General features: G+C 64.8%; 14 protein-coding genes, 1 pseudogene and 1 riboswitch. Of the genes and pseudogenes, 7 read left to right on the top strand and 8 right to left on the bottom strand.

Annotation, left to right across the window (positions count from 1 at the left end):
* Positions 1 to 17: 17 nt before the first annotated feature.
* A complete protein-coding gene (locus tag AB4Y34_RS32850) occupies positions 18 to 479 on the bottom strand; it encodes a DUF2844 domain-containing protein (protein WP_368718392.1) in 462 nt (153 codons plus the stop codon).
* A gap of 399 nt (positions 480 to 878) precedes the next feature.
* On the opposite strand from AB4Y34_RS32850, the gene bamC reads away from it, so the two are divergent.
* A complete protein-coding gene (gene bamC, locus AB4Y34_RS32855) occupies positions 879 to 2,108 on the top strand; it encodes an outer membrane protein assembly factor BamC (protein ID WP_368718393.1) in 1,230 nt (409 codons plus the stop codon).
* An 84-nt stretch (positions 2,109 to 2,192) separates the two neighbouring features.
* On the opposite strand, the gene AB4Y34_RS32860 is transcribed toward bamC, so the two are convergent.
* The 6 genes from AB4Y34_RS32860 to AB4Y34_RS32885 form a co-directional block, all read right to left on the bottom strand.
* Positions 2,193 to 3,122: a DMT family transporter gene (locus AB4Y34_RS32860; RefSeq protein ID WP_368718394.1), complete on the bottom strand. Its 930-nt coding sequence runs from the start codon at positions 3,120 to 3,122 to the stop codon at positions 2,193 to 2,195.
* A gap of 291 nt (positions 3,123 to 3,413) precedes the next feature.
* Positions 3,414 to 5,012 carry an L-lactate permease gene (locus AB4Y34_RS32865; RefSeq protein WP_368718404.1) on the bottom strand — a complete coding sequence of 533 codons (1,599 nt, stop codon included), beginning with the start codon at positions 5,010 to 5,012 and terminating at the stop codon, positions 3,414 to 3,416.
* Positions 5,013 to 5,230: 218 nt separating this feature from the next.
* The gene (locus AB4Y34_RS32870; protein ID WP_368718395.1) at positions 5,231 to 5,698 is read right to left on the bottom strand and encodes a hypothetical protein; all 468 of its coding nucleotides are present in this window, start codon (positions 5,696 to 5,698) and stop codon (positions 5,231 to 5,233) included.
* A gap of 244 nt (positions 5,699 to 5,942) precedes the next feature.
* A complete protein-coding gene (locus AB4Y34_RS32875) occupies positions 5,943 to 6,167 on the bottom strand; it encodes a glycine zipper 2TM domain-containing protein (protein WP_176382103.1) in 225 nt (74 codons plus the stop codon).
* Between the two features lie 150 nt (positions 6,168 to 6,317).
* Positions 6,318 to 8,249, bottom strand: coding sequence for a phosphomethylpyrimidine synthase ThiC (gene thiC / locus AB4Y34_RS32880; RefSeq protein ID WP_368591821.1), 1,932 nt, complete (start codon positions 8,247 to 8,249; stop codon positions 6,318 to 6,320).
* A gap of 88 nt (positions 8,250 to 8,337) precedes the next feature.
* Positions 8,338 to 8,455, bottom strand: a riboswitch (TPP riboswitch).
* Between the two features lie 141 nt (positions 8,456 to 8,596).
* Complete coding sequence (locus AB4Y34_RS32885; protein WP_368718405.1) at positions 8,597 to 8,998, bottom strand: GreA/GreB family elongation factor; 402 nt, start codon at positions 8,996 to 8,998, stop codon at positions 8,597 to 8,599.
* A 601-nt stretch (positions 8,999 to 9,599) separates the two neighbouring features.
* Between AB4Y34_RS32885 and AB4Y34_RS32890 the strand changes: the two genes are divergently transcribed.
* From AB4Y34_RS32890 to AB4Y34_RS32915, 6 genes are all read left to right on the top strand, one after another.
* Positions 9,600 to 10,058, top strand: a complete 459-nt coding sequence (locus AB4Y34_RS32890; RefSeq protein ID WP_368718396.1) for a hypothetical protein — start codon at positions 9,600 to 9,602, stop codon at positions 10,056 to 10,058.
* Positions 10,059 to 10,166: 108 nt separating this feature from the next.
* On the top strand, positions 10,167 to 11,030 hold the full coding sequence (locus AB4Y34_RS32895; protein ID WP_368718397.1) for a DUF1223 domain-containing protein: 864 nt from the start codon (positions 10,167 to 10,169) through the stop codon (positions 11,028 to 11,030).
* 49 nt (positions 11,031 to 11,079) lie between these two features.
* Complete coding sequence (locus tag AB4Y34_RS32900; RefSeq protein WP_368718398.1) at positions 11,080 to 11,730, top strand: cytochrome b/b6 domain-containing protein; 651 nt, start codon at positions 11,080 to 11,082, stop codon at positions 11,728 to 11,730.
* 75 nt (positions 11,731 to 11,805) lie between these two features.
* Positions 11,806 to 12,609 (top strand): molybdopterin-dependent oxidoreductase, encoded by an 804-nt coding sequence (locus AB4Y34_RS32905; protein ID WP_368718399.1) that lies wholly within the window; start codon positions 11,806 to 11,808, stop codon positions 12,607 to 12,609.
* 93 nt (positions 12,610 to 12,702) lie between these two features.
* A complete protein-coding gene (locus tag AB4Y34_RS32910) occupies positions 12,703 to 12,951 on the top strand; it encodes a pentapeptide MXKDX repeat protein (protein WP_368718400.1) in 249 nt (82 codons plus the stop codon).
* Positions 12,952 to 13,386: 435 nt separating this feature from the next.
* Positions 13,387 to 14,316: an EamA family transporter gene (locus tag AB4Y34_RS32915; RefSeq protein WP_368718401.1), complete on the top strand. Its 930-nt coding sequence runs from the start codon at positions 13,387 to 13,389 to the stop codon at positions 14,314 to 14,316.
* Between the two features lie 37 nt (positions 14,317 to 14,353).
* On the opposite strand, the pseudogene fadH reads toward AB4Y34_RS32915, so the two are convergent.
* Positions 14,354 to 14,805: pseudogene (gene fadH / locus AB4Y34_RS32920) on the bottom strand (NADPH-dependent 2,4-dienoyl-CoA reductase); the annotation flags it as partial.

Genomic DNA, 14,805 nt, shown 5'->3' on the forward strand with positions numbered 1-14,805 from the left:
CGTGCGGGGCGCGCGCGTCACTGGATGTCGTCGGAGGTGACGCCGGCGGGCAAAGCCGCCGGCAGCCACGCGCGGCCGACGTAGCCACGCATCGGTCCGCCGGACTCGACGATCACGTCGGAGCGCGCGACCCGCGACGAATGCAGATTGCCGCTGCCGGCCGCCGCCGCGCCGGTCTTGTACGAGTCGCCGTATTTGCCGAGCAGCGCGTGCAGATCCGGCATCGTCGGGCCTTGCCATGCGTAGGCGACGATCAGGCCGGTGCCGGTCGCGTATTCGTTGATGGTGGTATTGCCGGCGTCGGTCCACGTGCGCTCGCGCAGTGCGCCATTGAGCAGCGTGCGCGGCGCGCTCGCGCCCGCCACCGCCTGGCTCGGCATCGTGCCGCCCAATTCGGCATGCGCGCCGAAGCTCGCGCAGCACGCGACGACGGCGATCACCGAGGCGATCGCGGATGGATGGAGATTGAACCTGGACATGAGGCCTTCCTCGTTTGGCGCCGGATTTTTATTGAGATAACTCGATTAACGTAGCACCGGTTTTCTTCTGGTCTTTGCACACGTGCGGCGGACAGGACCGCACGCCATGGGGAAAACAAGCCGCAGGCAAACCGGAAGCCCTTATGCGGCGGCCATCCGGCGAAGACTTTGGGAATACTCCCAAGGTCAACTCGAAAGTGTCATTGAGTGTTAAATTTACCTCATAAGAGGGCAAATAGCGTGACGGGCACGGCCTTTTTTCCCGTGGCCGTTGCGTCGCCGTGGCATGCGGCGAGTCCCGGGCAAACCCCAGTTTTTGCACACGCCTCGCCGGGACCGGTAAAATGTTGGGTTGATCCACGGAAACTTGCCGTGGCGTAGCGGAAGGATTCCCCGAACATGACTGATTTTCGTCTCACCAAGCGGTTTGCAGTAATGCTCATGGCAGGCGGGCTGGTCGCCGGCTGCGGTACCTCGTCGCCGACCAAAATCGACTATAGGAGCGACTCCCGTTCGAAGCAGGTATCGCTTGCCGTACCGCCGAACATGATCGACGAGACGGCCGATCAGCGTTCGCTGCCGCCGCAGGGCGGCGAAACCTCGCTGTCCACGCTCAAACAGGTGCAGGCGCAGGCGCCGGCCGGCGATGCGGTTGCGGTCGTGCCGCCCGTCCAGGGCATCCACATCCAGCGCGACGGCACCGAAAGCTGGCTCGTGATCGACAACAAAACGCCCGATCAGGCCTGGCCGCAAATCCGCCGCTTCTGGCAGGAGCAGGGCTTCCTGCTCGTCGTCGACCAGCGCGACAAGGGCGTGATGGAAACCGACTGGAACGAAACCCACGCGCAGATCAACGACGGCTTTATCCGCAACACGCTGTCGAAGGCGATGGGCAACAGCTACGTGAGCTCGGAGCGCAACAAGTTCCGCACGCGTCTCGAAGCCGCGCCGAAGGGCGGCACCTACGTGTTCGTCAGCCAGAAAGGCATGCGTGAGGCGATCACCGGTACGAACAACGAGTCGACCCAATGGCAACCCAAGCCGAACGACCCGGCGCTCGAGCAGGAATATCTGAAGCGCCTGATGGCCTCGCTCGCGCGGGCTGAATCGGGTGCGGGTGGCACGCAGAACGCCGAGCTGTCGCCTGCGGGCACGCAGTTCGCGCCGAACGCGGCGACGGCGGGTGCGAAGTCGGCGACGGCCGCCGTTGTCGCGCAGAACGTCGCGCTGGCGGCCCAGCCGTCGACACCGGACGTGGATTCGGCCAACAACACGTCGGCGCAGCTGTCATCGACCGAACTCACGCTCGGCGACCCGTATGACCGTGCGTGGCTGCGCGTAGGCCTCGCGCTCGATCGCAGCAATTTCACGGTCGACGACCGCGACGTGAGCCGCGGCCTGTATTTCGTGCGCTACGTCGATCCGAAGGATATGTCGTCGGCCGAGCAGGGCTTCTGGAGCCAGGTCTTCCACGGCCGGAAGGAGAAGGTCGCCAAGGAGTATCGCGTGAACGTGCGCGCGGTGACGCCGGATCAGACCCGCGTGGCTGTGGTCGACGACAAGGGCCAGGTCGACGAAAGCTCGCAGGCCAAGCAGATCATGAGCCTGATGGCCTATCAGCTGCGCTGATACGAGAGCCTCGCGGCCAACGCCGCTGGTTCGACGAAAAAGCCGCCCGGAGCAATCCGGGCGGTTTTTTTTTCGACCGCGCCCTCAGGTGTCCGCGCGCCGCCGCGTGCCCACCCACGGCAGCCGCTTGATCACACCGGTCGCCAACGCGGTGCCGACCAGAATCACCGCGCACCCTTCGAGCATGCCGGGCGACACCGTCTCGCCCAGAAACAGCGCGCCCCACAGAATGCCGAAGATCGGAATCACGAAGGTCACGGTGATCGCGCGTGTCGGCCCGGCGACCGCGATCAGATGGAAGAACAGCATGTACGCGATGCCGGTGCAGCCGACGCCGAGCGCGATCACCGCGCCCCACGCGCGCAGCGAGATCGGCGCGGCGGGCCAGTAGATCACCGCGAGCGGCAGCAATACGATCGTCGCGCCGATCATCGTGCCGGTCGCGACGCTGAGCGCGTCGACGCCAGTCAGGTGACGCTTCGTGTAATTCGCGGCGATGCCATAGAGCAGCGTGGCGCCGAGCGCGGCGCCGGCCGCGAGTGCGACGGTGAGCGGCGACGCGGCCGATCCGTCCGGCGTCGCGATCTGGTCCCACACGAGCATCAGCACGCCGAGAAAGCCGACCACGAGGCCGAGCGTGCGCAGCGCGCTGAGCCGGTCGCGCAGCCACAGAAAGCCGACCAGCGCGCCCCACAGCGGCGCGCACGCATTGATCACCGACGTGACGCCCGCCGACAGCGTCAGCTCGGCATACGCGAACAGACAGAATGGCGCCGCCGAATTGAGGATGCCGACAACGAGCAGCGGCAACGCATGCGTGCGCAACAGCGTGGCGGACTGTTGCAGCGGCCGTCGCGCGATCAGCACGATCGCGAGAAAGAGGGCGCCGATGCCGACGCGCAGCGCCATCAGCGGCGCGACGCCGAAGTCGGTCACGCCGACGCGGATGAACAGGAACGATGCGCCCCACAGGGCGGCGAGGATCAGCAGTTGCAGAAGGTTTCTGGCTTTCATTGGAATGGCGCCGCGCGCAGTTGAGTCGAGACGCCAGCTCATCCTAACAGTGCGATCGCGCGATTCGTTTCAATGCGGGATGAAACGGCAAGATCCGGGAGACGGCCGCGTCCGGGTAGGTCGATGCTAAGCGCTGCGAAGGCGCAGGCCAAACGAGCAATTCTCACCGATATGTGAGAAAAATTGCGATGCGGCGGAGCGGTAGCGGCGGCGGAATTGCAAACGACGCCCGCGATGCGCGGGCGCCGTCCGAAACAATGTGAACTGCGTTGCGCCGTCAGCGGCGCGAGTTCAGTGCGGAATCATCCATTGCAGGAAGTTCTGCTGCGCCCACACGAGCACGCCGAGCAGCACCGTGAGCAGAATCGAATGCTTGAAGGTCTTGGCGAACACGACGCCTTCCTTGCCCTTCAAGTCGGTGGTCGCGACGCCGGTCGAAATGTTCTGCGGCGAGATCATCTTGCCCATCACGCCGCCCGACGAGTTGGTCGCCGCCATCAGCACCGGATTCAGATTGAGCTGCTTGGCCGCCACCACCTGCAGATTGCCGAACAGCGCATTGCCCGACGTATCGCTGCCCGACAGGAACACCGCGACCCAGCCGAGGAACGCCGACACGAGCGGAAACACCGGCCCGACCGACGCGACCCCGAGGCCGAGCGTGTAGTTGAGGCCCGAGTAGTTCATTAGATACGCGAGGCCGACGATCGTCGCCACGGTCAGAATCGCGATGCGCGTTTGCACCCACGTGTCGGAGATCGCCTTGCAGAACTCGGCGGGGGAGAGCCGCACGACGAACGCGGTGATGAGCGCCGCGACGAGGATCGCGGTGCCGGTCGCAAGCGGTTGGAAGTCCCAGATCGCGCCGTACGGCGTGTTGTACAGCGTGATGAAGACGGCCTTGTCGAGACCCGGCCACGATACCTTGACGTCGCCGATCGTGAAGATCCTCGCGACCGTCCAGACGATCACGACAACCGATACGATGATCCACGGATACCAGCCCTGCACGCCGCCGATTTTGCCGCGCACCTCGTTGATACGATCGACGTTGATCGCGAATTTCGGATCGGCGACGGGCTTCCAGACCCGCAGGAACGCCACGGTCAGGATCAGCGAAACCAGCGAAGACAGCACGTCGGTCAGGCTGTAGTTCACGAAGTTCGAGACGACGAACTGGGTCAGCGCGAAGCTCAGGCCCGACACCAGCAGCAGCGGCCAGATCCGCAGCATGTTGCGAAAGCCCGCGTACGCGCCGATCACATAGAAGGGCAGCAGGACAGCAAAGAACGGCAATTGCCGCCCGACCATCTTGCCGAGCACATCGGACGGCAAATGCGTGACCGCGCCGAGGACCGTGATCGGCACGCCGAGCGCGCCGAACGCGACCGGCGCGGTATTGAAGATCAGCGTGAAGACCAGCGCTTCGAGCGTTGGAAAGCCGAGCATGATCAAGAGTGAGCTCGTGATCGCGACCGGAGTGCCGAAGCCCGAAATCCCCTCGAGCAGCGCGCCGAACGAAAAGCCGACCACGACGAGCACGATGCGCCGGTCGTTCGGCAGGTTGTCGATCATCCACAGGCGGAAGGCCTCGAAGCGTCCCGAGCGCTGCGCGATGTTGTACAGCAGGATCGCGGTGAACACGATCCACATCACTGGCCAGATCGCAAAGACGACGCCGGCCGCGACCGAGTTCAACGCGAGCCCGACCGGAAACTGCCAGATGAAAATCGCTACGATCAAACCGACGATCAATCCCGCGAGCGACGCCTGCCACGCTGGCCTGCGCGCCCAGCCGAGCAGCGCGAGCACGACGATGATCGGCAGCGCGGCGACGATAAACGACGCAAAAAGCGAATTACCGACTGGAGTGAGCAGTTGATGAAACATCATCTCTCCTTCGTTGTTGTGTAATTCGACGCGGGAGATTGCGCATGACGGCGCGTCGCTCTGGCACGGCGGACGCTCGCGAGTGGCCTCGACCAAGCGGCGGCGCCGGATTTAAGCGGGTGCTGCGTGCAACCTTTCAAGAATAGAGCGCCATATCGGCGAGTCAAGCCGGGAAAGTACGGGCGGGTGTGCGCGGTGGCGGGCGAACCAAAGACAGGTCAATGCCAGTGGCCGCCCCAATGGCCCCCCCAGTAGCCACCAATGCCGATCGCAATCGACGGTCCATAGTAGGCGGGATAGCCGTAATAGGCGGGATAAGGATAAGCGGGCGGCGGATAGTAGGCGGGATACACCGGCGGTGCCACATACACGGGCGCGGCGGCTGCATAACCGGGCGGCATGTCCTGCGGCGCGACCTGCATTTGCGCCTGGGCTTGAGGCGTCTGCTGTGGATCGGTGGCCGGTGCGGTTTGGTCCACTGTGGTCGCGGGCGCGGTCGAATAGTACGACGTGTAATAGCCCGCGGGATAGTAGCCGGCGGGGTAATAGCAGCCGGCTAAAAACAGACTGGAGGCGAGCGCGGAAATCGCGGCGGCGGGCCGCGCGAACGTTGCGGAAAAACTGGATGTCTCGCGTGGCGTCGAGAGGCGCACCGCGCGAGGATGGGTGACGACGCGGGACTTCATGACGCGCTCCTCGATGAACCGATGCCGCCTCGCGCGACGTCGTTATGAGGAGCTTACGCTTCTGCCGCGGCAGCGCTGTGGCAAAACCGCAACCGCATATTTCAGTCTATTTCCACGTGCGCTGTCGGGACGAGGGCGCACCGCATTCGCGGCCCTCGTCAGTCCGGTGCCTGGTCGGAATAAATGCTTGGCTGTCCTGTATGAATCGTCAGACGCATCATCGGACGCAACGCTCACTTGCCGCTCACTTGCCGATCTGGTTACCGATGACACCGCCCACGGCCGCGCCGCCCAACGTCGACAAGCCGCTGCCGCCGATCGCCGCGCCGGCCGCGCCGCCCACACCCGCGCCGATCGCGGTATCGCGTGTGCGCGGGGACATGTCGCCGCATGCCGCGACACCCGCGACGAGCGAAAGCGCGACTGCGACCGGGCCAAGACGAGCACCGAGTTGACGGATCGATTTCATGATGCTGACTCCCTTCGTTGTTGGAAGTAGTTGTTTCTCTCTGTCAGCACACAACGTGCCTGCTGGGCGCGGCGGAATAAAAAAAACCCGCCATGCTGGCGGGCTTCGATACTGCAGGGCGCTACTCCGCGCGCGCGTCGCGCAAGCCGCTTATTGCCGCTGATAAATCTCCGCGCCTTGCTTCATGAACTCGATCGACTTGACTTCCATGCCTTTCTGCAGCGCTTCGTTATCGCTGACGCCCTGTTGCGCGGCGAACTCGCGCACGTCCTGGGTGATCTTCATCGAGCAGAAGTGCGGGCCGCACATCGAGCAGAAATGCGCGACCTTGGCCGAATCCTTCGGCAGCGTCTCGTCGTGGAATTCGCGCGCCTTGTCCGGGTCGAGACCGAGATTGAACTGGTCTTCCCAACGGAATTCGAAGCGTGCCTTCGACAGCGCGTTGTCGCGTACCTGCGCGCCCGGATGACCCTTCGCGAGGTCCGCTGCATGCGCGGCGAGCTTGTACGTGATGATGCCGGTCTTCACGTCGTCCTTGTTCGGCAGACCGAGGTGTTCCTTCGGCGTCACGTAGCACAGCATCGCGGTGCCGAACCAGCCGATCATCGCGGCGCCGATGCCCGACGTGATGTGGTCGTAGCCCGGCGCGATGTCGGTGGTCAGCGGCCCGAGCGTGTAGAACGGCGCTTCGTCGCACCAGTCGAGCTGCAGGTCCATGTTCTCCTTGATCAGCTGCATCGGCACATGGCCCGGACCTTCGATCATCACCTGCACGTCGTGCTTCCATGCGATCTGCGTGAGCTCGCCGAGCGTCTTCAGCTCGCCCAGTTGCGCTTCGTCGTTCGCGTCGTAGATCGAGCCGGGACGCAGGCCGTCGCCGAGCGAGAAGGCCACGTCGTAGGCCTTCATGATTTCGCAGATCTCTTCGAAGTGCTCGTACAGGAAGCTTTCCTTGTGATGCGCGAGACACCACTTCGCCATGATCGAGCCGCCGCGCGACACGATGCCGGTCATCCGGTTCGCGGTGAGCGGCACGTATTGCAGACGCACGCCCGCGTGGATCGTGAAGTAGTCGACGCCCTGCTCAGCCTGTTCAATGAGAGTGTCGCGGAAGATTTCCCACGTCAGATCTTCGGCCTTGCCGTTGACCTTTTCGAGCGCCTGGTAGATCGGCACGGTGCCGATCGGCACCGGGCTGTTGCGGATGATCCATTCGCGCGTTTCATGAATGTGCTTGCCGGTCGACAGATCCATCACCGTGTCGCCGCCCCAGCGGATCGCCCACGTCATCTTGTCGACTTCCTCGCCGATGGAGGAGGTCACCGCCGAGTTGCCGATGTTCGCATTGACCTTCACGAGGAAGTTGCGGCCGATGATCATCGGCTCGCTCTCCGGATGATTGATGTTGTTCGGGATGATCGCGCGGCCGCGCGCGATTTCCTCGCGCACGAATTCCGCGGTGATTTCGCTGAGACCGTTCGGACCGAACGCGCTCGCGCCGAATGCCTGGCCGGGGTGCTGGCGGCCCATCATCGCGGCGAGCTTCGCGCCGTTCGGGCCGCTCGCCTTCAAGGTCTCCAGATACTCGGCACGACGCTGGTTCTCGCGAATCGCGATGTATTCCATTTCCGGCGTGATGATGCCTTGCTTCGCGTAGTGCATCTGCGTCACGTTCTTGCCGGCGATCGCGCGGCGCGGCGTGCGATGCAGGCCCGGGAAACGCAGCTGCGCGGTGGCCGGATCGGCGGCGCGCTCGCGGCTGAAGCTGCTCGACAGACCGGTCAGCGGCTCGGTGTCGCCGCGCTCCTCGATCCACGCCTGACGCAGCGCGGGCAGACCCGCGCGGATGTCGATCTTCGCCTCGGGGTCGGAGTAGGGGCCCGACGTGTCGTACACGTAGATCGGCGGATTCTTTTCGCCGCCGAAGCTGTCGGGCGTGTCTGCCTGCGAGATTTCGCGCATCGGCACGCGGATGTCGGGGCGCGAGCCCGTCACGTAGACCTTGCGCGAATTCGGCAGCGGCGCGACGGCGGCCTCGTCCACATGGGCTTCGGCGGAAATAAACTTCGGATTGGCGTTCATGTAAGTCTCCGTACAAAGTGGGGCGGCTAAGCAGGAGACTGAGATGGAAGTGGTCGGAAATCGCTAAGAGGTGACGCTGTTGAGGCTGGTGCGAGATCCGTACGCTTCCCTGCGCTGGCATTATCCAGATCAGGTTCAAAGGGTATTTCTCACCCACGCAACACGGACCTCCAGCTCCGCGCTACGCAGGACCCCCGCGTTAGCAGCGCACACGATACACCGCCCGCCCGCGGTTTGGCAACCTGTCTGAGTGATTCAAAAAACTGGTCCAGATGAATCCAGACAGCTCCTATGCTTATTTCGAGACCGCATCAGACAGGGCAACTTACAGCAATGGAACAGCCGGCTTACAGCGAAAAATCGTCGGCGGCTTCGGGCTGATACAGAATTTTGTCGATCTTGAGCACTTGCTGATCGCCGCTGGGTGGCGTAAAGCTGATGCTCTCGCCGCGGCGCGCGCCGAGCAGCGCGAGGCCGGCCGGCGAGAATACGTTCAGCCGCCCTTGCGCGAAATCGGCGTTGGGCGGATAGACGACGGTCCACGTCATTTGTTCGCCGCTCGCCGAATCGATCAGCGTTGCTTGCGAGTTCATCGTGACGACGTCGGCCGGGATGTCGTGCGAGTCGACGATTACCGCGCGTTCGAGCACGTCGTCGAGCATTTGCTGCAGCTTGGCGTTGGCGGCCGCATGTTTCTCGAGGCGGGTCACGTCGAGTTCGGTCAGATAGCAGGTTTTGATCTTCTTCATCATCAGGACTCCGATAAGGCGGTGAAGGATGGCCGCGTGCGACGATCCCATGCGGGTGGTCGGCGGATGAGTGCGAATGGGAAAGCCCGGAGCCCGGAGCCCGGCGACGCGGCCCCCGGGTATCGGCAGGCTACGTCAGCGAGGGCGCCGGGCGGCGTGAAGCGGGAGCGTTCGGGACGTCTCGCCCGTGCCGTGCGGCGCGACGCCCGCGCGCGCGCAGCCGCCTGCGCGGCGGCATGGGCGCAAGCGGGCGAGAGCACGGAAAGTCGGACGACGCAGCGAAGTCACGGGCAAAACGACCAGGTGATGGGAATAGCGAACGGCAGGTTGCCGCGCAGCAAAACGTGAAGCCCGCGACACCAGCGACGAAAGCTTGATGTTAGCACGCTGTCTCGGGCACTTCCGTTGGCGACATCGCGCTCCGTCGATCGGCCGTCTTTGTGCGGTGCCAGAAGAAAGCGACGTGATCCGCATTGCGTTCAAGCCAGTCAAAGGATTGCCGTTAAACAAAGTGCAGCAAGGCCGCACTCCAGCGAACCGATTCGCGGGATGGCGCGTGAATGGCGCGACGCGACTCGCGCCGATTGACAGAGAGGTGCACATGAAAGCGGAAACAATGCGGTGGCGAACGTTCGGTCGCACAGCCGCGGTGGTGGCATTGCTTGCCGCGCCGCTGGCGGCGCCGGCGGCATCGACGGTGAGGGGCGGCGTGATCCGGTTCGTGGGGATGATCGTCGCACCGCCGCTGCAGATCAGTGCGGATACGGCGCCCACTGGCGTCGCCGTCGATAGTACGAGCGTGGCCGGTCAGCGCTTCTCGCGCACGGTGACGTTCAGCGCGCCGCCGGGCGTCGTCAGCGGGGCCGATGTCACGCTCGAAGTGAACGGCGGCACGCAGTCGCGCGATCTGGTGGCAGCGCGTTTCGTCGATGGCACTGGGCACGGCGTGCTGGCCCGCGACGGCCACTACGCGGTCGATCGCGCGGGCGGCGTGCTGTCGCTGAACGCGCGGCGCACCGATGCGGACACGCGCGTGACGGTAGTGGTTAGTTACGACTGAGTCGCGGCGAGCCTTGGCTCGCTAGCCATGCCGGAAAAAAATTAAAAGAGGCTTGTCATAACCGGCCGCGCGGTTCGACAAACGTGCAGACTACGATCGGAGCACGTCATGTCGACCGCGCACAATCGCTCGCTACTTCAGCGCTTTACGAGTTTTTCCAGGCCCGCCGCCGGCCTCGCGCTCGTTGTGCTGAGCGCTTCGGGCATCCGTGCGGCCGATGCGGCCGCGCCCCTATGCGCGACGCACAGCCCCGCGCACCGGTTAGCGCTCGTCGAGCTGTACAGCAGCGAGGGCTGCGATAGCTGCCCGCCCGCCGACCGTTGGCTCGGTCAATGGAAAAGCAACGGCGTCGCCCACGGCATCGTGCCCCTCGCACTGCACGTCGACTACTGGAACAGCCTCGGCTGGAGCGACCGGTTTTCCCAGCATCGCTTCACCGAACGTCAGGAGACGCTGACGCATCTCGCGGGCGCGCACACGATCTATACGCCGGAAGTATTCGTCGCGGGCCGCGAGCTGCGCGACTGGTCGCAACGCGACAGTTTCGAGCGCCGCATCGACGAACTCGTCGCCGCACCCGCGCAGGCCAATGTCGCGCTCGCGCTGAGCCCGCGTGCGCCCGGCGCGTTCGATGTCGATGCGCAGTTCAGCACGACGGCAGCCGCCATCACGGGTCCGTTGAGCGCCTATGTTGCGGTCTACGAGAACGCGCTGACGACGCAGGTCGGCGCGGGCGAAAACCGCGGCGCGACGCTGCATCACGAGCGCGTCGTGCGCGCATGGTTCGGGCCCGTGCCACTCGTCGCCGGTCACGCGCGGATTCGTCAGGACATCGATCTACGCGAAGCGAGCGTCGACGCGAAAGCCGATCCGATCGACAACGCCGCCGACCGCTTCGGCGTGGTCGCGTTCGTCGAAAGCGACGCGAGCGGCGACGTGCTGCAAGCGGCCGATCTTCCCGCGTGCCGTTGATCGACATCGCACGCGCCGCATTCTCTACCGCTGCCCGAGGAGAGCCGCCATGTCCACACCCACGCCGCACGCGTTGCGCCCCGGCGCACCCTCCGCGCCAGCCGCACCCAAGCGCGGCGTCATTCACCCGCTGTGGCTGCGCATCACGCATTGGCTGAACGCGCTCGCGGCGATCGTGATGATGCTGTCGGGCTGGCGCATCTACGACGCGTCGCCGATCTTTCCGGCGTTCAGCTTTCCGACCGCGATCACGCTGGGCGGCTGGCTCGGCGGCGCGCTGCAATGGCACTTCGCGGCGATGTGGCTGCTGGTGTTCAACGGCCTCGTGTATATCGCGCTGAATCTCGCGAGCGGGCGGTTCGTGCGCAAGTTCCTGCCGCTGACGCCGAGCGCGGTGCTGCGCGATTTCATCGCCGCGTTGCGCGGGAAGCTGTCGCACGACGATCTGCGCGTCTACAACGCGGTGCAGAAATTCGCCTACCTGTTCGCGATCGCCGATCTGATCGTGCTGGTGCTATCGGGGCTCGCGATCTGGAAGTCGGTGCAGTTTCCGCTGCTGCGTGAACTGATGGGCGGCTACGACAACGCACGCGTCGTGCACTTCACCGCGATGTCGCTGCTGGCCGCGTTTCTTGCGGTGCATCTGGCGATGGTCGCGCTCGTGCCGCGTTCGTTGCTCGCGATGCTGCGCGGACATTGAGCCGCGGCTGCTGACGGCCATGCCGATATTCACGCTCATCGACGCGCGACGCGAACCCCCTACGGATACCGAATCATGAACAAGCCAATCGACAAACCAGCAGACCAGCCCACGCAGCGTGTTGGCCACACGCTCGACCGCGCGTCGATCCTGCTCGATGCGAAGCGCGAACTGGCGATGCCGTCGCGCCGCCTGTTCGGCAAGCAGCTATTGACGCTCGGCGGTCTATCGATGCTGAGCGGCTGCTCGCTGACCGACGACGCTTCCGTGAACCGCTTCCTCACCGCTGTGTCGCGGCTGAACGATCGCGCCCAGGCCGCGCTGTTCGACCCCAAGCAGCTCGCGCCGACCTACACGGAAGCGCAGATCACGCGACCGTTTCCCTTCAACGCGTACTACGGCATCGACGACGTGCCGCACGTCGACGGCTCCGATTATCAGCTGAAGCTGAGCGGGCTCGTGACCGGCAAGCGCGTGTGGACGCTGCCCGAACTGTACGCGCTGCCGCATGCCGAGCAGATCACGCGGCATATCTGCGTCGAAGGCTGGAGCGCGATCGGCCGCTGGGGCGGCACGCCATTCGGCGATTTTCTGCGGCGTGTCGGCGCGGATACGACGGCGAAGTACGTCGGCTTCAAATGCGCGGACGACTACTACGAAAGCATCGACATGCCGACCGCATTACATCCGCAAACGCTGCTGACGTTCTCTTACGACGGCGAGCGACTACCCGCGAAATACGGCTACCCGATGAAGCTGCGCATGCCGACCAAGCTCGGCTACAAGAATCCGAAGCACATCGTCGAGATATTCGTCACCAATACGTATCCCGGCGGCTATTGGGTCGACCAGGGCTACAACTGGTTCGGAGGCTCCTGACGCATGCGGGCGCACGCGCGCTTGCGGCAGCGGCTTCGGAAGCACGCCGGCACGAGCCGGTTTCGATTCATCCACCACCAACGGAGTCATCCCATGAAGAAGATTGCAGTCACCACGATCGCGTTGCTGATGCTGGCAAGCGGCGGCGCCGCATTCGCGCAGGCGAGCGGCGCGATGTCAAACGATGCGATGTCGAAAGACACGATGTCGAAAGATTCGATGTCCAAAGACAGCATGTCGAAGGACGGCATGAAAAAGGACGCGATGAAACACGATTCGATGAAAAAGGGCGGCGGCGCGATGGGCATGAAGCACGAGGCGTCGGGCGCGATGGGCAACTGAGTCCGCGTGCGGGGTGCTTAGCGATCCTGCCGATGCGTGGAGCATCGAACGGATTCGACGCTGAATGGAAGCCGGGGATGCGTCCCCGGCTTTTTTGTTGCAGGAAACCAAAAAGTTACGATTCTGTCGCGCGGCGCACTCGGCGCTTACTGCATAATGCGTTGCGCGCCGCGGCTTTCGCCCGCGGCGTCGCCGCGCATCGCGGCCGCGTTGCATCGCGTCGTTTTGACCGATTCCGCCGCCACAGCCGTTTCTGGCGCTTCCTGCGCCGCCCATCGTCTTACTGTTCCACCGACATGTCCGCCAGCCTCACCCGTCAGACCGCATCGCCGATGCGGTGCCCGCCATCCCGTCCGAAAGGCATCGACGCAGGCGCGGCGCCTCGCGGGCATCGAGCGCAGCGCGCGGGTCGAGTGGCGACGGCGGGCTGAACGCATGTCGCTGCAACGCTCGGTTTTTTCTCCGTCTGGCTGGTCGCTGCGTCTGCCGCAGTCGCGCAAAGGGCGGGTCGCGCTCGCGCTTGCCGTCGTTTATCTGGTGTGGGGCTCGACCTATCTCGCCGTGCACGTCGCGCTCGGCTCGTTCCCGCCGCTGCTGATGTCGGGCTTGCGCAACCTGTTCGCCGGCATCGGTCTGTTCGTGTTCGCCGCGCGCCGCAAGCCGGTCTGGCCGAGCGTCGCCGAAATTCGCAACGCGGGCCTCGTCGGCACGATGCTGGTGGGTCTGTCGAGCGGCATGCTCGCGTACGGCATGCGCACGGTCGGCACCGGCACCGCGGCCGTGATGGTCGCGACTGTGCCGCTGTTCGCGACCGTGATCGCGGCCGCCGCCGGACAGAAGATCGGCCGCGGCGAATGGTTCGCGGTCGGGCTCGGGCTCGCCGGCATCGTGATTCTGAGTCACGGCGACAGCACGCCGGGCTCGGTGGGAGGCAGTCTCGCGATTCTGTGCGGCGCGCTGTTCTGGGCCGGCGGCGCGCATCTGGCCGGAGTGCTGAAGCTGCCGTCGGACCTGTTTCTGTCGACCTCACTGCAGATCGGCCTTGGCGGCGCGATCTCGACGCTAGTCGCGTGGGCGGCGGGCGAGCGGATGCTCGAGCTGCATTTCCTGCCGCTCGTCGCGTTCCTGTATCTGATGCTGATCGGCACGATGGCCGCGTTCGTCGCGTACGGTTATCTGATTCGCCACACGAGCCCGATCATCGCGAGCAGCTGCATGTACGTGAATCCGATCGTCGCGGTTGCATTGGGTGCGCTGCTGCTCGGCGAGCCGGTCACACGCTCGACGGTGATCGCGACGATCGTGATCCTGAGCAGCGTCGGCTTGTCGTTCTGGTTCGATTACCAGAAGAAGGGCAGCGCCTGAGCGGCGGCGCGGTTCTGGTCGAACCGCGGCGCCGTTGTCAAAGCGCCGCCGCCAGCTCCGCGCCCTCGCGGATCGCGCGCTTCGCATCGAGCTCAGTGGCGAGCTTCGCGCCGCCGATCACATGAAAACGCGGGCCGCCGCTGCCGTGCTTGCCATCGACGGTCGACGGCATTAGCTCGCGCAACGACTCCTGCCCCGCGCACACGACGATCGTATCGACGTCGAGCCATTCGTCGGCACCGTCTCGCGCGATCCTCAGACCGCGCGCGCTGATCTCCCGATACTCGACGCCGCCTAGCATCTGCACGCCGTTCCTCGCGAGCGCCGCGCGATGCACCCAGCCCGACGTCTTGCCGAGCCCGCCACCGAGCTTGCCGGCCTTGCGCTGCAATAGCCAGATCTGCCGCGCCGGTTGCGCGGCAACGGGCGGCTTCAGGCCGCCGCGCTCGCGCACCGCGAGGTCGACGCCCCATTCGTCGAGCCACGTAT

Source organism: Paraburkholderia sp. BR10954 (assembly GCF_040965775.1).
Lineage (GTDB): Bacteria > Pseudomonadota > Gammaproteobacteria > Burkholderiales > Burkholderiaceae > Paraburkholderia > Paraburkholderia youngii.